17 protein-coding genes and 1 pseudogene are annotated in these 18,234 nt (G+C 60.5%); 12 read left to right on the forward strand and 6 right to left on the reverse strand.

Features of this window, described 5'->3' with window-relative positions:
* Positions 1 to 146 precede the first annotated feature (146 nt).
* The 6 genes from C7534_RS08335 to C7534_RS08360 all read left to right on the forward strand — a co-directional run bounded on the left by C7534_RS08335 (position 147) and on the right by C7534_RS08360 (position 6,889).
* Entirely contained in the window at positions 147 to 1,214 is a 1,068-nt protein-coding gene (locus C7534_RS08335) for a DUF2333 family protein (protein ID WP_077432417.1), read from the forward strand.
* Positions 1,215 to 1,217: 3 nt separating this feature from the next.
* Positions 1,218 to 1,775, forward strand: a complete 558-nt coding sequence (locus C7534_RS08340) for an NUDIX hydrolase (protein WP_077432418.1) — start codon at positions 1,218 to 1,220, stop codon at positions 1,773 to 1,775.
* Positions 1,776 to 2,040: 265 nt separating this feature from the next.
* On the forward strand, positions 2,041 to 2,412 hold the full coding sequence (locus tag C7534_RS08345; protein ID WP_109785501.1) for a translation initiation factor Sui1: 372 nt from the start codon (positions 2,041 to 2,043) through the stop codon (positions 2,410 to 2,412).
* Between the two features lie 219 nt (positions 2,413 to 2,631).
* Complete coding sequence (speA, locus tag C7534_RS08350) at positions 2,632 to 4,545, forward strand: arginine decarboxylase (protein ID WP_077432419.1); 1,914 nt, start codon at positions 2,632 to 2,634, stop codon at positions 4,543 to 4,545.
* A gap of 233 nt (positions 4,546 to 4,778) precedes the next feature.
* Positions 4,779 to 6,095, forward strand: coding sequence for a type VI secretion system Vgr family protein (locus tag C7534_RS08355; protein ID WP_109785502.1), 1,317 nt, complete (start codon positions 4,779 to 4,781; stop codon positions 6,093 to 6,095).
* Positions 6,092 to 6,889 (forward strand): DUF4123 domain-containing protein, encoded by a 798-nt coding sequence (locus C7534_RS08360; protein ID WP_109785503.1) that lies wholly within the window; start codon positions 6,092 to 6,094, stop codon positions 6,887 to 6,889. The genes C7534_RS08355 and C7534_RS08360 overlap by 4 nt, the downstream gene beginning before the upstream one ends.
* 14 nt (positions 6,890 to 6,903) lie before the next feature.
* Here C7534_RS08360 and C7534_RS08365 read toward each other — a convergent pair whose 3' ends face one another.
* Together C7534_RS08365 and C7534_RS08370 are read right to left on the reverse strand one after the other, a co-directional pair.
* The gene (locus tag C7534_RS08365) at positions 6,904 to 8,244 is read right to left on the reverse strand and encodes an MATE family efflux transporter (RefSeq protein WP_109785504.1); all 1,341 of its coding nucleotides are present in this window, start codon (positions 8,242 to 8,244) and stop codon (positions 6,904 to 6,906) included.
* Positions 8,245 to 8,333: 89 nt separating this feature from the next.
* On the reverse strand, positions 8,334 to 8,627 hold the full coding sequence (locus C7534_RS08370; protein ID WP_077432444.1) for a hypothetical protein: 294 nt from the start codon (positions 8,625 to 8,627) through the stop codon (positions 8,334 to 8,336).
* 144 nt (positions 8,628 to 8,771) lie between these two features.
* On the opposite strand from C7534_RS08370, the gene C7534_RS08375 reads away from it, so the two are divergent.
* From C7534_RS08375 to C7534_RS08390, 4 genes are read left to right on the forward strand one after another with little or no spacing between them, the layout of a single operon-like run.
* Positions 8,772 to 9,074: a MazG-like family protein gene (locus C7534_RS08375; protein ID WP_046032981.1), complete on the forward strand. Its 303-nt coding sequence runs from the start codon at positions 8,772 to 8,774 to the stop codon at positions 9,072 to 9,074.
* Positions 9,074 to 9,823 carry a methyltransferase domain-containing protein gene (locus tag C7534_RS08380; RefSeq protein WP_046032980.1) on the forward strand — a complete coding sequence of 250 codons (750 nt, stop codon included), beginning with the start codon at positions 9,074 to 9,076 and terminating at the stop codon, positions 9,821 to 9,823. The genes C7534_RS08375 and C7534_RS08380 overlap by 1 nt, the downstream gene beginning before the upstream one ends.
* A 12-nt stretch (positions 9,824 to 9,835) precedes the next feature.
* The gene (locus C7534_RS08385; protein ID WP_046032979.1) at positions 9,836 to 10,450 is read left to right on the forward strand and encodes a DUF4136 domain-containing protein; all 615 of its coding nucleotides are present in this window, start codon (positions 9,836 to 9,838) and stop codon (positions 10,448 to 10,450) included.
* A gap of 54 nt (positions 10,451 to 10,504) precedes the next feature.
* Positions 10,505 to 11,071 carry a DUF4136 domain-containing protein gene (locus C7534_RS08390; RefSeq protein ID WP_046032978.1) on the forward strand — a complete coding sequence of 189 codons (567 nt, stop codon included), beginning with the start codon at positions 10,505 to 10,507 and terminating at the stop codon, positions 11,069 to 11,071.
* Positions 11,072 to 11,180: 109 nt separating this feature from the next.
* Here C7534_RS08390 and C7534_RS08395 read toward each other — a convergent pair whose 3' ends face one another.
* Positions 11,181 to 12,035, reverse strand: coding sequence for a MaoC family dehydratase (locus tag C7534_RS08395; protein ID WP_109785505.1), 855 nt, complete (start codon positions 12,033 to 12,035; stop codon positions 11,181 to 11,183).
* A gap of 2 nt (positions 12,036 to 12,037) precedes the next feature.
* Complete coding sequence (locus C7534_RS08400; protein WP_109785506.1) at positions 12,038 to 13,390, reverse strand: 3-oxoacyl-ACP reductase; 1,353 nt, start codon at positions 13,388 to 13,390, stop codon at positions 12,038 to 12,040.
* A 187-nt stretch (positions 13,391 to 13,577) separates the two neighbouring features.
* Here C7534_RS08400 and C7534_RS08405 point away from each other — a divergent pair, with 187 nt between their 5' ends.
* The gene (locus C7534_RS08405; protein WP_109785507.1) at positions 13,578 to 14,855 is read left to right on the forward strand and encodes an acetyl-CoA C-acetyltransferase; all 1,278 of its coding nucleotides are present in this window, start codon (positions 13,578 to 13,580) and stop codon (positions 14,853 to 14,855) included.
* A gap of 101 nt (positions 14,856 to 14,956) precedes the next feature.
* Positions 14,957 to 15,748, forward strand: a complete 792-nt coding sequence (locus C7534_RS08410; RefSeq protein ID WP_109785508.1) for an AraC family transcriptional regulator — start codon at positions 14,957 to 14,959, stop codon at positions 15,746 to 15,748.
* A gap of 141 nt (positions 15,749 to 15,889) precedes the next feature.
* Here the strand turns inward: C7534_RS08410 and C7534_RS33265 are convergent, their stop codons facing one another.
* Together C7534_RS33265 and C7534_RS33270 are read right to left on the reverse strand one after the other, a co-directional pair.
* Positions 15,890 to 16,657, reverse strand: a complete 768-nt coding sequence (locus C7534_RS33265; protein WP_371916749.1) for a methyl-accepting chemotaxis protein — start codon at positions 16,655 to 16,657, stop codon at positions 15,890 to 15,892.
* Positions 16,658 to 16,747: 90 nt separating this feature from the next.
* A pseudogene (locus C7534_RS33270) lies at positions 16,748 to 17,836 on the reverse strand (cache domain-containing protein); the annotation flags it as partial.
* Positions 17,837 to 18,234 lie beyond the last annotated feature (398 nt).

Consider the following 18,234-nt stretch of genomic DNA (forward strand, 5'->3'; position numbering starts at 1 on the left):
CAAGGTATGTGCTTCCTTTATAGTGGCGCCTCGACGATGCAATCCTGGCTCACCGCAGCGCGCCGATTAATACGCGGCAAAACGAGGCACGATGGCGTAGGGTTGTGGTCGAACCGATGAACTCAAGTGATTGAAAGGATATCGCCATGCTGGACTGGAAGAACCGCGCGGGCAGCGCGCCTGAACGTGCCGCTGAACCGAAGTCGGCCACCCGCAGTTATTTCGGCGGCCTGCTGTTCAGCCGGGCGCTGGCCACGCTGGTCGGTCTTTACCTGCTGGTTACCATTGCGCTGGGTTGGTATTGGAGCGAGGAGCCTGCACTGTTCCCGGTTCAGCAAACGGCCCAGGTTGCCGCCGAGAAAGAAGGCAAGCAGATGGTGGTCGGCTACACCACGGTGGAAACCCTAAAGACCGTCGCCGGTACGTTGCTGACAAAACCGGGTGGCTATATTTCCAATGACCGTTTTCCGCCGGGCCTGTGGATGGACAACATGCCGAGCTGGGAATACGGCGTGCTGGTCCAGGTCCGCGACCTGAGCCGTGCGCTGCGTAAAGACTTCGCCCGCTCCCAGTCGCAGTCCGCCGAAGACGCCGATCTGGCCAAGGCCGAGCCGCGCTTCAACTTTGACAACAAGAGCTGGGTGCTGCCTTCCAGTGAGTCCGAGTACCAGGAAGGCATCAATTCCCTGAGCCGTTATCAGGCGCGCTTGTCTGATCCGAACCAGAAAAGCGCGCTGTTCTATGCCCGCGCCGACAACCTGAACAACTGGCTGGGTGACGTCGGCACTCGCCTGGGTTCGCTGTCGCAACGCCTGTCGGCCAGTGTCGGTCGGGTCAAACTCAACACTTCGCTGAAGACCGAAGTCCTCGCGCCAGGGCAAGTGCCACAGGTTGACGAAGAAATCGTCGAGACCCCGTGGATGCAGATCGACAACGTGTTCTACGAAGCTCGCGGTCAAGCCTGGGCCCTGTCCCACTTGTTGCGTGCCATTGAAGTCGACTTCGCCGATGTCCTGGCCAAGAAAAACGCCACGGTCAGCGTGCGCCAGATCATTCGGGAGCTGGAGGCGTCGCAAGAGCCGGTCTGGAGCCCGATGATCCTCAATGGCAGCGGCTTCGGCGTGCTGGCCAACCACTCGCTGGTCATGGCCAATTACATCTCCCGGGCCAACGCCGCCGTGATCGATTTGCGTCAATTGCTCAATCAGGGCTGAGTCATGGTCGATAGTTCAAAAGAGGCCGCCCATCGCGCGGCCTCGGATGCCGAACAGATCGCCTGGGTCGACGAGCAGGACAACCTGCTCGGCGCCCTGGTCCGGTCAGACTTGCGCGAGCGCGGGCTGATCGGGCGCGGTACCTACATCATGCTGTTCAATTCGGCGGGTGAACTTTGCGTGCACCGCCGAACCTTGAGCAAAGCCATTTATCCGGGGTATTGGGATGTGGCGGCAGGGGGCATGGTGCTCGCCAGCGAAACCTACGCCGAGTCGGCCGCCCGCGAACTCGAAGAAGAACTGGGTGTCAGTGGCGTGGAGCTGACCGCCCACGATCACTTCTTCTTTGAGGACACCGGTAACCGCCTGTGGTGTTCGGCGTTTTCGGCGGTGTGGGACGGTCCGTTGATCCTGCAGCCGGAAGAGGTGCTTGAAGCGCGCTTTATCCCCATCGATCAGGTGATGCTGGAAATCGAGCAAAAGCCTTATTGCCCGGACTCTTTGGCGGCGTTGAAGCGCTATTTGAAGGCTCAGCAAAGCGACGTCGCAAACAAGGCATAAATTGGCGCCGATTGGCTCTTAGCAAGTCGGCTTTTTGCCGTTACACTGCGCGACCTTTTGTAAGAGCAGAGCTTGCTCGCGAAGGACGAGTGAGCGACACGTGCTGTCTGATGCCGCGCGTTATCGTTGACGTGCATCGCGAGCAAGCTCTGCTCCTACAAGTCTGTACCGTTTCAGTAGCGCTGCCCCTGCCTGAGTGGGGCTTCGCGGTCGATAGCCTTCCCAAGTGCTGCGACCAGTCTTTGTCCTCCCAAGAGGATTGCCGGTGGCCAAAAAAGCCGCATCCTTCGCCGCCCTTGGTGGCTTGGTATTTTCCACCGACGCAGGTCGTCATTGCCCGGAATGCAGTAAACCGGAGGACGCCTGCATCTGCAAACAGACCGTTATCCCGGCCGGCGACGGCATCGCTCGCGTGCGTCGCGAAAGCAAGGGCCGTGGCGGCAAGACGGTGACGACCATCACCGGCGTGCCGTTGGCCGAAGACGCGCTCAAGGAGCTGGCCACCACGTTGAAGAAACGTTGCGGGACCGGCGGGGCGTTGAAAGACGGGATCATCGAAATCCAGGGCGATCATGTCGAGCTACTCTTGGGCGAACTGATCAAACTCGGTTTCAAAGCGAAGAAGTCCGGCGGCTAGCAGCCTCTGTGAAAACCACCCTCGGCTTGATCCGGTCCTGACACCAGGCCTGGCGTCGTCTACATGGTTTTCACAGAGCCTGTTCTGACTGGTTTCTAAACTCAAACCTGAATGTGCGGTCTATCGCCCTTGCATGCAGGCTAATCGTCATTTTCATTCTTTAGACTGCGCCGGCCTGAACCCAGGCGACGCTCTATGACTTCTTTATAGGGGACTTCAATGTCCGTACGACGCACACGCAAAGACGATGGCAGCCAATGGACAGTTGCGGACAGCCGCAGTGTTTACGGGATTCGCCATTGGGGGGCCGGGTATTTCGCGATCAATGACGCCGGTCGCGTCGAAGTTCGTCCGAACGGTCCGACCAGTTCGCCTATTGATCTGTTCGAGCAAGTCGACCAACTGCGCCAAAGCGGTTTGTCCTTGCCATTGCTGGTGCGTTTCCCGGATATCCTGCAAGACCGCGTGCGTCAGCTGACTGGCGCCTTCGATGCGAACATCGAGCGTCTGGAATACCAGAGCAAGTACACCGCGCTGTACCCGATCAAGGTGAACCAGCAAGAAGCGGTCATCGAAAACATCATCGCCACCCAGGACGTCTCCATCGGTCTGGAAGCCGGCTCCAAGCCAGAGTTGCTGGCCGTGCTGGCGCTGGCGCCGAAGGGCGGCACCATCGTGTGCAACGGCTACAAGGACCGCGAGTTCATTCGTCTGGCGCTGATGGGCCAGAAACTGGGTCACAACGTCTTTATCGTGATCGAGAAAGAATCCGAAGTCGGCCTGGTGATCGAAGAAGCGGCATCGCTCAAGGTCAAGCCTCAGGTCGGCCTGCGCGTTCGCCTGTCGTCCCTGGCCTCGTCCAAGTGGGCCGACACCGGTGGCGAGAAATCCAAATTCGGTCTGTCGGCGGCGCAATTGCTGTCGGTGGTCGAGCGTTTCCGCGCGGCGGGCCTGGATCAGGGCATTCGCCTGCTGCACTTCCACATGGGCTCGCAGATCGCCAACCTGGCGGACTACCAACACGGTTTCAAGGAAGCGATTCGTTACTACGGCGAACTGCGCAACCTTGGCCTGCCGGTGGATCACATCGACGTTGGCGGCGGCCTGGGTGTGGACTACGACGGTACGCACTCGCGTAACGCCAGTTCGATCAACTACGACATGGACGATTACGCCGGTGTCGTGGTCGGGATGCTCAAGGAATTCTGCGACGCGCAGAGCCTGCCGCACCCGAACATTTTCTCCGAAAGCGGCCGTTCCCTGACCGCGCACCACGCCATGCTGGTGGTGCAAGTGACCGACGTCGAGAAACACAACGATGACGTGCCGAAGATCGACAACAAGGAAGAACTGCCGGAAACCGTGCAGTGGCTGGTTGATCTGCTGGGTCCGACCGACATCGAGATGGTTACCGAAACCTACTGGCGCGCCACGCACTACATGAGCGACGTGGCCACCCAGTACGCCGATGGCAAGCTGACCCTGGCGCAAAAAGCCCTGGCCGAGCAATGCTACTTCGCCGTGTGCCGTCGCCTGCACAACTCGTTGAAGGCGCGTCAGCGTTCGCACCGTCAGGTGCTCGACGAACTCAACGACAAACTGGCCGACAAGTACATCTGCAACTTCTCGGTGTTCCAGAGCCTGCCGGACACTTGGGCCATCGGCCAGGTCCTGCCGATCCTGCCGCTGCACCGTCTCGACGAAGAGCCGCTGCGCCGCGCCGTGCTGCAAGACCTGACCTGCGACTCCGACGGCAAGATCAAGCAATACGTCGACGAGCAGAGCATCGAAACCAGCCTGCCGGTGCATGCGCTGAACGACGGTGAAGACTACCTGCTGGGGATTTTCCTGGTCGGCGCTTACCAGGAAATCCTGGGTGACATGCACAACCTGTTCGGTGACACCGACTCGGTGAACATTTACCAGAACGCCGATGGCAGCGTGTACCACGCCGGTATCGAAACCCATGACACCATCGAAGACATGTTGCGTTACGTGCACTTGTCGCCGGAAGAGTTGATGACCCACTACCGCGACAAGTGCGCCAGTGCCCGCATCACCGCTGCCGAGCGCACCCAGTTCCTCGACGCGCTGCGCCTGGGCCTGACCCGTTCGTCTTACCTGTCTTCGTAAGGTAAGGCACTGCTCTCATCGGGTTGTCTGAAAATGTTCCGCATGCTGCGGAAATTTCAGATGACCTGGTGCGACGCTTCTTTTTTCTTAAGCGAAATGACTCACAACCACATCTATCCACGTGATGTGGTCTTCTTTTCGCGTAGGTCATTTCCTAAGTTGTACTTCGCCTCTCTACTCGGCCATGTCTCTCGGCGAGAATCCCCGGCCGCCCCTCCTGTAGAGAATCGCCGATGTTCGATCCAGTCAACGAGCCGCCATTTCGTCTGGATGTAGAGGGTCTGCCAGATCCCTTTGAGGTCTTGGCCTTTACCGGCAGTGAAGCGATCAGCGAGCCCTTTGAGTTCAATGTCGATCTGTTGGTCGATGATCCGGCTTTGGACTTGGCCAGCCTGATGTATCGCCCGGTTTTTTTGCATTTCGGACCTGCGGGGAACGGGATTCACGGGCAGTTGCATGAATTGGTCCAGGGTGGACATGACGCCACCCCCAGGCATTGTCGTGTGCGCCTGCGGCCGAAACTGGCCTGCCTGGCCCAGCGGTTCAGCCAGCGTATGTTCAGTAACCGTTCGGTACCACAGATCCTCGCTCAGGTGCTCAAGGAGCATGGCATTGCCGGCACGGATCGGCGTTTTGAGGTGAGTGGCGATTACCCCCCGCGTGATTTCTGTACGCAGTATCAGGAATCAGACCTGCAATTTTTCCAGCGGCTGTGCGCGCAGGAACGCCTGCATTACCACTTCGAGCATCACAGGCGCGGTCACTGCCTGGTCATTAGAGACGGGGCGGGGCGCGTTCGGTGTGACGCAACGATGGCCTTTACGCCCGACACCGGACACTCGGGTGTGCATCAGTTCACGCTTCACGACCGAACACAGGCCAGCGATGGTCATTCGAACCTGGCGACGCTGCGCAGCGGCCAGCGTGTCCGGCTGTCCGGCCACCCGTATGCCGACGGGAGTCGTCTCTGGTGGCTGACCCATGTCGAGCATCACGCGGGACAAGCCCCTGCATTGACGTATGGCAACCAAATCCGTGCGGTGGCCGCAGAGTTGTCTCCTATACCGCAGAGTTCGGTCGTTGGCCCCAGGATGCATGGCCTGCAACGGGCCTGGGTGGTCGAGGTCGATGAGCCGCAACCCGAAGCGTCCAGGCCCGTTGCCGTGCAATTTGACTGGCTCTATCAGGGCGAAGGCGCGGCCCCCAGCCACTGCTGGTTGTCGATTTCACCTGAATTGAGCTATGCGCCCGTCAAGTCGTTAACTGAGGGCGTGGAAGTGCTGGTGAGCTTTATCGAGGGCGATCCGGATCAACCGATGATTACCGGGTTTCTCCCCGGTCCTTCCGCCGCCCCGGTCCCGGCCGAGCGACAACCCACTGCGGTGGTCGATGACGCGGTGTCGGCCGATGGATTGTTGCGTTTGTTGCGGTCCAGCGAACCGTTGGTGTTGCTGTGCCTGTTGCCCGGCGGGGGCAGTTTTATTCATTGCACGCAAACCCTTTGCACGTGCCGGGCCGCGACACAGCTTGGCCGGAGCGGTGCGGCATGATTGCCGTCCAGGCTCCCGACGTCACCCCGCAATGGCTGTTGCTCGATGTGCCGGGCGAGCCCGGGGCCGCAGAGGCGCTGCGGGAGCAGTTTGCCCAGGTCCGGCAGTTCTGGCTGTTCAACCACTGCGAATGGCAGCCGTTGAGGGAGCACGGCCCGGTGTTGATCGACCTCAAGGGACACTCGGCACTGACCGAACGTTGTCAGCGTGAACCCCACCTCTGGAACGGGTTGTGGCTGGCCAGTGACGCGTCACCGTTGCAGTTGCTCGAACATTTGCAACGCATGCTCACCGTCACCGTTGGCCTGCATCACCGCGCCTTGCTGAGCTACTACAACCCCCAGACGGCCAGCTATTTTTTCGATGCGTGCGATGCCCGGGAGTTGAGTCGCTGGCTCGGTCCGATCAGCCGGTTACGCTGGTTCGGTGGAACCTGGGCTGATCGGGCAATTGGCTGTCAGGGCTGGCAGCAGTTGTTCAATCCGGGGCTTGCCGTCGAGCCGCTGGGCATAGAGGAAGCCCTCAGTGCACGTCAGCGTGACTCATTGCAAACCTGCCTGCTGGAACAGCACGCCTGGCGCTGGAGCCAATCCACCGGGAGCGATTACACCGACCTGTGGTCCCAACTGCTGGAGGGGTTGGCGCTGGGTTTCAGCGAGCGGCCGGTGCTCGATGGATGGTTATGGTTACGCTTGCAATACCCCGGCGCTGTACCTGAACTGCCGCTGCCGGGGATCACTCAGCAGGAACGTCTCGATAGACTGCGCAATCTGTGGCAGGGCGATCAACCCTGAAGCCCCGGCCCCTATCATCCGGTGAACCAGCCATCGTTCTTGCGCAAGTACCAGGCAAAAGTACCCAGGGTCAGGCTGCGTAATAACATGAACAGCAAAAAGGTGATCCACAGCCCATGGTTGCCCAAGCCTTGCAGGGCCCAGGCGAAGGGCAGCAGCAGGATCACGGTCAACAGCATGCCGTTGCGCATTTCCCGGGCGCGAGTGGCGCCGATGAACAGCCCGTCGAGCAAGTAACTCCACACCGCGATCAACGGCAGCGCGGCGAGGTAGGGCAGGTAGATGAAGGCGGTGTCGCGCACACTCTGAATGTCGGTCTGCATCTGGATAAACAAATGCCCGGCGAATGCAAACAGCACGGCAAAGCCTAGGCTCGCCAGCAATGACCAACCGCAGGCGACCACCAATGAACGCCGCAATGCCTCTCGATCACGCGCCCCGATGGCGTGCCCGCACAGGGCTTCAACGGCATGCGCCAAACCGTCCAGTGCGTGCGCCGTCAGCAGCAAGCCGTTAAGCAGCAGCGCGTTTGCGGCAACGGTGGCATCGCCGAGGCGAGCACCCTGCACGGTGATCAGGAAAAACACTGATTGCAGCGCCAGGCTACGGATGAAAATGTCGCGATTAACCGCCAGCAATGGCCGCCAACTCTGCCACAGCGCCAGCGCGGCCCAAACGATGTGACCGGGGTAGGCACGCAAGGCTTTGCGCGTCAGCAGCAGGCCGATCAGCGCACCGGTCCATTCGGCAATCACCGAGGCCCGCGCCGCACCGACCACCCCCCATTCCAGACCGAGGACAAACCACAGGTTCAGTGCGATGTTCACCAGGTTGGTGCTCAGCAGAATCGCCAGCGGTGCCCGGGCATTCTGGGTGCCCAGGAACCAGCCCACCAAGGCATAACTGGCCAGTGCCGCCGGCAGGCCGAACAAACGTGTGTGGAAAAATTCGCGGGTCAGTTGATCCAGTTCTGCCGACGGCTGCATGAAGTGCAGCGCGACGCTGCTCAAAGGAACGCCCGCAGCACCCAGCACAATCGACAGGCCCAAGGCCAACAACAGGCCTTGCAGCAAAATCTGCCGCAAAGCCGCACCGTCCCCGCGTCCGGCGGCCTGCGCCGCGAAGCCGGTTGAGCCCATACGCAGAAAACCCATGGCCCAGGCCAGGAAGGTATACAAGCTGGCCCCGACCGCGACGGCGCCCAGCTGATGAGCGTGGGGCAGGTGGCCGATGACCGTACTGTCGACCAATGCCACCAGCGGTACGGAAATATTCGACAGGATCATCGGCGCAGCCAGCGCCCAGACCCGACGATGGGTCGGGCGGTCGCGCCAGTCGGTAATCAGGTTGGACATGCAGGCTCCTTGGCGAAGCCGGCATTGTAGCGACAGTTGGTGATGATCGTTCCCTCGCTCTGCGTGGGAACGATCAGCAACAGGTGGGGTTAGTGAATGATCCAGCTCAACAACCAAAGCCCCAGCAGTAACCAGATAATCCCCATGATGACCGACGCATTCATAAACGCCCGAATCGCCGACCACAACAACATCAACCCCACAATCAGCGCCACGATGCTGATGATCGACGTATCCATCCCAAGCGTGCGGGACAAGCCCTCGACAAAGTTTGCGCCGGCGTGGCTCAACAGATTGAACAAGCCACTGAGGCCGTCAACGATAAAGCGGATGACCGAACCGAGCGCCTGGCCAAGCCAGTCGAAAAAACCTTCTACCTGCATGTCGTTAACGTCCTGATGAAAGTGATTGAGCCTTGGGCCATTGATCGCGGTGGCGAGTTCCCTGCAAGCATAGTGGTTTTGCGGTGCTTGCCGCTTGCCTTCACGCAGCATCCCCCCGAAGCTATACGCCTTCAGGAGAGCCCGATGAACCTTGTTGAACTGACCGAACGCCTGCACGCCATCCGTGACCGCAACGACTGGCGGCCATTTCACAGCCCGAAAAACCTGGCCATGGCCGCCAGTGTGGAAATGTCCGAGCTGGTGGAGATTTTCCAGTGGTTGACCGAAGACCAGTCACGTCAGTTGCCGGCCGACAAACTCGCCCATGCCGGGCAGGAAGTCGGCGATATCGTGCTCTATCTATTGCTGCTGTGCAGCGAGTTGGGACTGGACATGAATGAAGTCGTGCGCAGCAAACTCGCAGACAGCGAAAAGAGGTTCAGCTGATGAGCGATCGTCATTTCGATCAACTGGCGACCCGCTTCGCCGAAAAAATCTACGGCGGGGCCAAAGGCGCGATCCGCCTGGCGGTGCTTCAGGCCGACCTGGCCGAAACCCTGCCGGACCGACCATTGCGCGTACTCGACATCGGCGCCGGTCTGGGCCACATGTCGTTGTGGCTGGCCGAGCGCGGCCATGACGTCACGCTGGCCGAGCCCGCCGAGCCGATGCTCGAAGGGGCGCGCCAGCGCTTTGCCGAGGCCGGGCAGAGCGCAACGTTCATTCAGGCGCCGTGGCAGGATCTGCTCGGTCAGCTCACCGAACCCTACGACCTGGTGCTGTGCCATGCCGTGCTCGAATGGCTGGCGGAGCCTCACGCGATTCTGCCGGTGCTGCATCAATTGACCAAGCCCGGTGGCTGGTTGTCCCTGGCCTTCTATAACCGCGATGCGCTGATTTACCGCAACCTGCTCAAGGGCCACTTTCGCAAGATGCGCAAGAACGACATGGCCGGCGAGAAGCAGAGCCTGACCCCGCAACAGCCCCTTGATCCACGCGAACTGGCGGCGCAACTTGAAGGCCTGTGGCAGGTCGAAACCCAGAGTGGAGTGCGGGTTTTTCACGACTATATGCCTGTGGAATTCCAGGCCCGCGCCGAGCTGGTGGACTTGCTCGAAATGGAACTGGCCCATCGACGTCACCCAAGCTTTGCCGGGCTTGGGCGCTATTTGCACTGGATCTGTCGACCGGTCTGATCGGAGCACGAAATGAAAAGTCGTTCAGGGTTGCTGGTGATCTGTCTCGGGCTGGCGGCCTGTCAGGGCAGCAATCCGTATGTGGCATCGTCCAACCCTATCCCGCCGGCGCCACCCGGCGCGGCCAACACCTTCGATCGCAGCGCCTACCCCGCGCCACCCCGTGACTACGGGCGTTATCGCAGCTGGGCCTGGCTCGATGGTCAACTGCCGCCGGGTACCACTTGGGCTGACTCGGCGCAGGTGGCCGAAGTGGTCAGCAATGCCCTGGATCAGCGCGGCCTGCGACCGTTGCACGATAACCGTCCAGCCGACCTGTTTGTCAGCGCCAACTTGCACCTGGAAACCCGCTTGCGTCAGGTTCAGGACGACTACGGTTATTACGGCGGCGGTTATGGCGGGTACAACCACTACGGTAACGGTTACGGGATGTACGGCAGCGTGCCGATCATCCGTACCTATCAGGAACAAGTCTTGGTGGTGCAGGTAGACATGTTCGATGCGGGCACCGGTCAACCGGTGTGGAGTGCCAGCGCCGAAACGGGCCATAACGGCAGCCAGAGCGAGCAAGCCGATGCCCTGCGAAAGGCTGTAGAAAAGGCAATGTCGGCGTATCCTCCTAGTTAGCTTCTGTAGATAAGAAGCATTTCGCAGAGTTATGCCTTCAACCGGAGAACCATCATGTTCCGCCGTCTCGTTGTACTGGCTATGGCCGCGCTGCTCAGTGCCTGCGCCGCCAACCAGGTCAATCATGACTTTGACGCCAGCCGTGATTTTGCCGCCTACCGCAGTTGGAGCTGGAAAGAACCCGCTCTGCAGTACCGTCCCGATGATCCGCGGATCAAGAGTGATCTGACCGAGCAACGCATCCGCCAATCCGTTGCCGATCAACTGGACCAGCGAGGCTTGCGTCCGGCCGCTGCCGGCACCAAGGGTGACTTGAGTGTGCAGACTTACTTGATCGTCGAAGAGCGCCAGCAACAAGTGACCACCAATTATGGCGGCGGTTATGGCAACCCCTGGAACGGTTACTGGGGCGCGCCGATGTACAACGAAACCCGCAACGTCAGCTACAAAGTGGCGACCATCCAGATCGATCTGCTCGACGGCAAGGACGGCAAACTGGTGTGGCGCGGCAGTGACGAGCAACTGCTCAGCGGCTCGCCGAACCCGACCGATCGCAGCAATGCGATTCATGAAACCGTCGTACGCATCCTGGCCAACTACCCACCCAAATTGACCCACTGACACTGCATGGGATGTCTGATGTTAACTGGCGAGTTGCCAGTCAAAAAAACCGCTGACGTGAACGCATCAGCGGTTTTTTTTCGACTCCGGTTTTTGCGTTGCCAAACCATCAGGCCACCGGCCGCCAATGCCCGACCATGTGCTCAAGATCCCCGGCACCGACCAGCTGAAAATCACCACTGCTCCCCGCCACGCTCGCCAGCAATGTCACTTCACTGGGCAAGCGTACCGGTTTGCGAAACTGCACGGCAATCTCGATATTCGCCGTCGGCAGGTGATCGGCCAGCGCCGCCAAGGTACGTGCCTTGTTCCACAACCCGTGGGCGATCGCCGCGGGAAAACCAAACATCCTGGCGCTGAAGGCACTCAGGTGAATCGGGTTGTAATCGCCGGACACCTTGGCGTACTGGCGACCAATGTCGGCGGGCGCTTGCCAGCGGCTCACTTCGATCATCTCCAGGCTTGGGGCCAAAACGTCTTCGATCGGATCACCGTCAAGTGTGACGCCCCGGCACAGCATCTGGCTCTGCGCTTCCCAGAGCGGCCCCAATTGATCGTTCAGCGAGGTCACCAGGTCGAACGTCGCACCCTTGGCATGCGGTTGCAGATTCTGCACCTGCACGCTGACGCGTACACGACTCACCCCGCCCAAGGGACGCAAGACGCGAATGCGGTTGCTCAGGTGAATCAACCCCAACAGGGGGAACGGGAATTCCTTGGCGGTGAGCAATTGCATCTGCAAGGCAAACGCGAGGATGTGCGGATAGGTCGGCGGCAGCAACCCGTTGTCGGCAAACCCGCAGACCTTGCGATAAGCCGCCAGGCGTTTGTGGTCGACCTCGACCCAACAGTGCAAGCCCGTGGGAGGCAACGTGGTGCCGGTAATCTTGCGTCGCGTCGCCGCTCGCACGTACAACGCCGGCAGGCTCGGTTCACGGTTGAGCGTGTGCCAATGGGTCATCATCACTAGGCCCCCAAAACACTTTGTCCACAGACCCGCAGTGCTTGCCCGGTAAACGCACCCGTCCCCGGTTGCGCCAACCATGCCACGGCTTCGGCGACGTCCTGCGGCAAGCCGCCCTGGCCGAGTGAACTCATGCGTCGGCCGGCTTCGCGCAAGCCGAATGGAATGTGCGCGGTCATTTGCGTTTCAATAAATCCTGGCGCCACGGCATTGATGCTGATGCCGCGTTGACCCAGCAACGGCGCCCAGGCTTGAGCCAGGCCGATCAGCCCGGCTTTGCTGGCAGCGTAATTGGTTTGCCCGCGATTGCCGGCGATGCCACTGATGGAGGCCAGCAAAATCACGCGACCGTTGTCGTGCAGGGTGGCGCTGTCGAGCAGGGTCTTGGTCAGCACCTGCGGCGCATTGAGGTTGACGGCCAACACCGCGTCCCAGAATTCCGGCGTCATGTTGGCCAGGGTTTTGTCCCGGGTGATACCGGCGTTGTGCACCACGATGTCGACCCCGTCGGGCAAGTGTTCGATCAACTGCGCGGCAGCGTCTTCGGCGCAAATATCCAGGGTGATGCTGCGCCCGGCAAGCCGTGCGGCGAGCGCCTCGAGATCGGTTTTGGCCGGTGGTACGTCCAGCAGAATCACCTCGGCGCCATCACGGGCCAGGGTTTCGGCGATGGACGCGCCGATGCCACGCGCCGCGCCGGTCACCAACGCCTTGCGCCCTGCCAGCGGCCGCGTCCAGTCCTGAACGGGCGTGTCGCAGGCTTTCAACCGAATCACTTGCCCGGACACAAACGCGCTTTTAGGCGAAAGGAAAAACCGCAACGGACCTTCCAGTTGTTCCTCGGCGCCTTCACCGACATAGATCAACTGCAACGTGCCACCGCTGCGCAGTTCCTTGGCCAGCGAACGGCTGAACCCTTCCAGGGCACGCTGGGCGCTGGCGGCAAACGGGTCGCTCAAGGTCTCTGGAGCGCGCCCCAGAATGACCAGGTGCGCGCTGTGGTCGAGGTTTTTCATCAAGGGCTGGAAGAACTCGCGCAACTGTTTGAGTTGATCGGTCTGCACCAGATGACTGGCGTCGAAGACCACCGCTTTGAGTTTCGGGCCGTGACCGGGAATCCACGCGGTGGCCAGCGAGGGCTCGGTGCCGTAGCTGTAAATCGCGTCGGTCAGGCGATTGGCGAGCGCGCCGACTTTCTCCGCCAGCGGACCACCGCCGATCAACAACGCCCCTTCGACCGGCCGCAATCGGCCGGCCTGCCAGCGCTCCAGGCGTACCGGCGACGGCAGACCCAAGGCCCCGACCAGGCGATGGCCGATGGACGAATTGGCGAAGTCGATATAACGGTCAGACATGGAACGTGCTCCGGCGGCTGGGGTTCAAAGTGTGGACCACGATTGGCAATCAGTCGTTCGATCCACGAGATAAGGCCTACGCTTGAACATTGCAGAGTAGTTGAACCTGGGTTCTGCAGGACTTGCGGGGGAATGCAGAGCCTGTGGGTTCAGGTTTGATGTTCGAATATTTCACAAGGAGCTTTTCATGACTCAGCTGCGCCGCGTCGCGATTATCGGCGGTAACCGAATTCCTTTCGCTCGCTCCAACGGGGCGTATGCCACTGCCAGTAACCAGGCGATGCTCACCGCAGCGCTCGAAGGCTTGATCGAACGCTTCAACCTGCACGGCCTGCGCTTGGGCGAAGTGGTCGCGGGGGCCGTGCTCAAACTGTCGCGGGACATGAACCTGACCCGCGAGTGCGTGCTCGGTTCGCGGCTGTCGCCGGAAACGCCGGCCTACGACATCCAGCAAGCGTGCGGCACCGGGCTGGAAGCGGCGTTGCTGGTGGCGAACAAGATCGCCCTGGGGCAGATCGATTGCGGCATTGCCGGCGGCGTCGATACCACCTCGGATGCGCCAATCAGTGTCAGTGAAGGCCTGCGCCGGATCCTGCTGCAAGCCAATCGCGCCAAGACCACCGCCGACAAACTGAAAACATTCCTGCAATTGCGGCCCCGGCATTTGATTCCGGAATTTCCGCGCAACGGTGAGCCGCGCACCGGTTTGTCCATGGGTGAACACTGCGAGCTGATGGCGCAGACCTGGAGCATCCCCCGCGAAGAACAGGACCAACTGGCGCTGCAAAGCCACCGCAACCTGACCGCCGCCTACGCCGAGGGCTGGCACAACGACCTGATGACGCCGTTCCTCGGCCTGACCCGCGACAACAACTTGCGTCTGGACCTGACCCTGGAGCAACTCGCCAAGCTCAAACCGGCCTTCGAGAAAAGCGCCAAGGGCACGATGACGGCGGGCAATTCGACGCCACTCACCGACGGTGCCTCGCTGGTGCTGTTGGGCAGTGAAGAATGGGCCAGGGCGCGTGGCTTGCCGATCCTTGCTTATCTGCGTGATGGGGAAGCAGCGGCGGTGGATTTCGTCAACGGTGCCGAAGGCCTGTTGATGGCGCCGGTGTACGCGGTGCCACGTTTGCTGGCGCGCAATGGCCTGACCTTGCAAGACTTCGATTACTACGAAATCCACGAAGCCTTCGCCGCACAGGTGCTCTGCACGCTGAAGGCCTGGGAAGATCCGCAATATTGCAAAACCCGCTTGGGGCTTGATGCGCCGTTGGGCTCCATCGACCGCAGTCGCCTCAACGTCAAAGGCAGTTCACTGGCGGCCGGGCATCCGTTTGCAGCCACCGGCGGGCGTATCGTCGCCAATCTGGCGAAGTTGCTGGACGCGGCCGGTAAGGGCCGAGGCCTGATCTCGATCTGTGCGGCGGGCGGTCAAGGCGTCACCGCGATTATCGAGCGCTGAAGAACTCCTACAGGGAATCTCGGCATCAAATAGATTTGTAGGGATCTGCTACTTGGCCTAACGTCGGCTCCATCAACCCTCTTGCGATATAAGGCTAGTTGATGCCGACTAACGGACAAATTTCCCTCGAACGGACGATACCGACGCTGACGGCTCTGCCCCGTCCGCTGTTTGCCCGGGTAGAAAGCCTGAATGCCGGTTCATGGACGCCGCCGCATCGTCACGATTGGGTGCAGTTTTCCTACGCGATCAGCGGCGTGCTCGGGGTGCATACCGCCGAGGGCAGTTTTTTTGCGCCACCGCAGTGGGGCATCTGGATTCCGGCGGACCTTGAGCATCAGGTCGTTACCTCGATGCGCGCTGAAATGCGCAGTTTGTATGTGCGCCGCGAGGATTGTGCGTGGGCGGATGGACGTTGCCGGGTGCTGGAAGTCACGCCGCTGGCGCGGGAACTGATCAAGAGTTTTTGCCTGCTGGCGGTGGAGTATCCACAGGGCGACAGCCAGGAAGCGCGGCTGGTGAGCGTGTTGCTCGATCAGTTGGCGAGTTTGCCCGAGGTGGGGTTTTCCCTGCCGTTGCCCCGGCATGAACGGTTGCTGGGATTGTGCAACGAACTGATTGAAAGCCCTGAGCAAAACGTGACATTGCAGGCCTGGGCGGAGCGCTTGGGCCTGTCGGAAAAAACCCTGATGCGCCTGTTTCAGCGCGAGACCGGGTTGAGCTTTCGCGGCTGGCGACAGCGGATGCGACTGCTGTCTTCATTGAGACTGCTGGAGGAGGGCGACAGCGTGACCAACACCGCGCTGGCATGTGGGTATGACTCGACTTCGGCGTTCATTGCCGCCTTCAAAAGCCTGTTCGGGTTTACCCCCGGCGAACTCTTCAGGCAATGATTGATCGTTCCCACGCTCTGCGTGGGAATGCCTCAACGGACGCTCCGCGTCTGCTTTGGGTGGGACGCGGAGCGTCCCGGGATTCATTCCCACGCGGAGCGTGGGAATGATCAAGTCACTGGTTCTATGGTGTGCCGGGGATCAGGTTCTGAACCGTCGAACCAACCCGTCCAGCTCATTCGAAAGCCCGGCCAGGCTCTGCGAATCCAGGCGCGCGGAGTTCGCCAGTTCCGCGACCAATTGCGCATCCCCATGAATCTGGCTGATGTGGCGGTTGATGTCTTCGGCCACGTGATGCTGTTCTTCGGCGGCTGTCGCAATCTGCGTGTTCATGTCACGGATCACGTCCACCGACTCGCGAATCTGCCCGAAGCTGTTACGCGCTTCGCCGATTCGGCTCACCGACTGTTGCGACACTTCCAGGCTGGCGTGCATCTGTTGGGTCACCTGGCTGGTGCGCTTGGCGAGGTTGCCGAGCAGCCCGTCGATTTCCGCCGTGGAGTCCGCCGTGCGTTTGGCCAGCGCCCGTACTTCGTCAGCCACGACCGCGAACCCGCGACCTTGCTCGCCGGCCCGTGCCGCTTCGATGGCCGCGTTCAGCGCCAGCAGGTTGGTCTGCTCGGCGATCGAGCGAATGGTCCCCAGGATCGACTGGATATCGTTGCTGTCGCGTTCCAGCTGTTGCATCGATTGCGCCGACTGTTCGATTTCCTGGCTCAAGCGATCAACGCTGCTCACCGCCGCATCAATCTGCTGCTGACCTTCACGGGCCTGACGCTGGCCACTGTCGGCCGACTCCGCCGCCTGGCTGCAGGAGCGCGCGACTTCGTTCGCGGTGGCGACCATTTCGTGGAACGCCGTGGACACCATGTCCACGGCTTCACGCTGGCGCCCGGCGGCTTCGGCCATGTCGCTGGAGACTTGGGTCGAGCTTTTGGAGGTGGCGAGAATTTTCGTCGCCGCGCCGCCGATGCTTTGAATCAGGTTGCGAATCGCCGTCAAAAACTGGTTGAACCAACTGGCCAGTTGCGCGGTTTCGTCGCTGCCACGGATTTCCAGGTTTTTGGTCAGGTCGCCTTCGCCTTGGGCGATGCCTTCCAGACCGCTGGCCACGCTGCGGATCGGGCGCACGATAACGCTGGCGAAGCTGGCACCGAGGATGGCGAAGAACACGGCCAGCACGGCGGCGATGATTGCGATCAGCCAGGTCAGTTGGGTGGCCGAGCTCATCACGTCGTTTTGCTTGATCAGGCCGATGAAGGTCCAGCCCAGTTGCTCCGACGGCCAGACGTTGGCCATGTAGCGTTCGCCGTTCAGCTCGACTTCCACCAGGCCTTTGCCGGCCTTGGCCAGTTGCGCGTAACCCTCGCCGAGGCTGCTCAGTGGCTTGAAGTTGTGTTCTGGTTGTTTCGGGTCCACCAGGACCATGCCGGTGTTTTCCAGCAGCATCAGGTAGCCGGTTTCACCCAGCTTGATCTGCTTGACGATTTCGGTGAGCTGCTTGAGCGTCACGTCGATGCTGACCACGCCGCCGTTAGTGCCCAACTTGTTGTCGATGGTACGCACGGTACTGACGTAAGTCGCGTCGTCCTGTGCCCAGTAATAGGCCTCGGTGCGAAACGGCTTGCCCGGTTTGGCCTGGGCCGCTTTGTACCACGGACGCTGGCGTGGATCGTAGTTGTTCAACTTCGCATCGTCCGGCCAGGACACATAACCGCCGGCCGCAGTGCCGAGAATGGCATAGGCGTAGGACGGATGGCTGTTGCCCAGGTCCTGGAGGAGGCTGAAGACTTTTTTGTCTGCTTCACCCTGGGGAATGCTCTCGGCGTTGGCGCTCATGTAGGTCTTGAGGCTGTCGTCGGAGTCCTTGATCAGGGGCTGTTTGGCCAGGTAGTCGACGTTCTGGCTGATGCCGTCGAAAAACAATTGCATGGCGTTGCTGACCTGACGAATCTCACGGCCACTGCCATCGACAAAACTGTCCTTGGCATCACTGCGCAAGTTCATCACAACCAGGGTGGCGACCAGCACCACGGGCACGCAGGCGATGATTGCAAACGCCCAGGTCAACTTCTGTTTGATGTTCATCCGCGCTCCAGATTTTCTTGTAGGCCCACGCAGTGCAGATGACTCGCGGAATATTGGTAGCCGAAAACGTTGTTGGTGTACTTCGGTCCCTGAAGCGTCGTCGTTTTTCTATCAGAACGATTGTCGGACAAATTCCTTTGTCCTGAGGACTTCGGCTGCTGATGGGAGAAATTGAGTCCATATTGGAAAAATCCTACGCAGGGGTTTGCGCAAGATGTCAGCTTCTGTCGCAAATGCCTTCAAATCCCTTCGCCAACAAAGTTCGCTGGCTCAGCTATGATCTCGGCCGGTCATTGACGACCGGCGATGGATGAGCGATTAATCCGGCACATTGTGTGCTTCACGACGTTCATAGGTCGGCAACCCCTCCCCCGAACGGGTGGATTGCCGTATAACGA

The sequence above is a fragment of the Pseudomonas sp. OV226 genome, from assembly GCF_003148705.1.
Classification (GTDB): domain Bacteria; phylum Pseudomonadota; class Gammaproteobacteria; order Pseudomonadales; family Pseudomonadaceae; genus Aquipseudomonas.

Bases quoted from the DNA above. Each gene is read 5' to 3' on its own strand.
- C7534_RS08335 (WP_077432417.1), top strand. From the start codon at position 147: ATGCTGGACTGGAAGAACCGCGCGGGCAGCGCGCCTGAACGTGCCGCT.
- C7534_RS08340 (WP_077432418.1), top strand. From the start codon at position 1,218: ATGGTCGATAGTTCAAAAGAGGCCGCCCATCGCGCGGCCTCGGATGCC.
- speA (WP_077432419.1), top strand. From the start codon at position 2,632: ATGTCCGTACGACGCACACGCAAAGACGATGGCAGCCAATGGACAGTT.
- C7534_RS08355 (WP_109785502.1), top strand. From the start codon at position 4,779: ATGTTCGATCCAGTCAACGAGCCGCCATTTCGTCTGGATGTAGAGGGT.
- C7534_RS08360 (WP_109785503.1), top strand. From the start codon at position 6,092: ATGATTGCCGTCCAGGCTCCCGACGTCACCCCGCAATGGCTGTTGCTC.
- C7534_RS08365 (WP_109785504.1), bottom strand. From the start codon at position 8,244: ATGTCCAACCTGATTACCGACTGGCGCGACCGCCCGACCCATCGTCGG.
- C7534_RS08370 (WP_077432444.1), bottom strand. From the start codon at position 8,627: ATGCAGGTAGAAGGTTTTTTCGACTGGCTTGGCCAGGCGCTCGGTTCG.
- C7534_RS08375 (WP_046032981.1), top strand. From the start codon at position 8,772: ATGAACCTTGTTGAACTGACCGAACGCCTGCACGCCATCCGTGACCGC.
- C7534_RS08380 (WP_046032980.1), top strand. From the start codon at position 9,074: ATGAGCGATCGTCATTTCGATCAACTGGCGACCCGCTTCGCCGAAAAA.
- C7534_RS08385 (WP_046032979.1), top strand. From the start codon at position 9,836: ATGAAAAGTCGTTCAGGGTTGCTGGTGATCTGTCTCGGGCTGGCGGCC.
- C7534_RS08390 (WP_046032978.1), top strand. From the start codon at position 10,505: ATGTTCCGCCGTCTCGTTGTACTGGCTATGGCCGCGCTGCTCAGTGCC.
- C7534_RS08395 (WP_109785505.1), bottom strand. From the start codon at position 12,035: ATGATGACCCATTGGCACACGCTCAACCGTGAACCGAGCCTGCCGGCG.
- C7534_RS08400 (WP_109785506.1), bottom strand. From the start codon at position 13,390: ATGTCTGACCGTTATATCGACTTCGCCAATTCGTCCATCGGCCATCGC.
- C7534_RS08405 (WP_109785507.1), top strand. From the start codon at position 13,578: ATGACTCAGCTGCGCCGCGTCGCGATTATCGGCGGTAACCGAATTCCT.
- C7534_RS08410 (WP_109785508.1), top strand. From the start codon at position 14,957: ATGCCGACTAACGGACAAATTTCCCTCGAACGGACGATACCGACGCTG.
- C7534_RS33265 (WP_371916749.1), bottom strand. From the start codon at position 16,657: ATGGCCGAAGCCGCCGGGCGCCAGCGTGAAGCCGTGGACATGGTGTCC.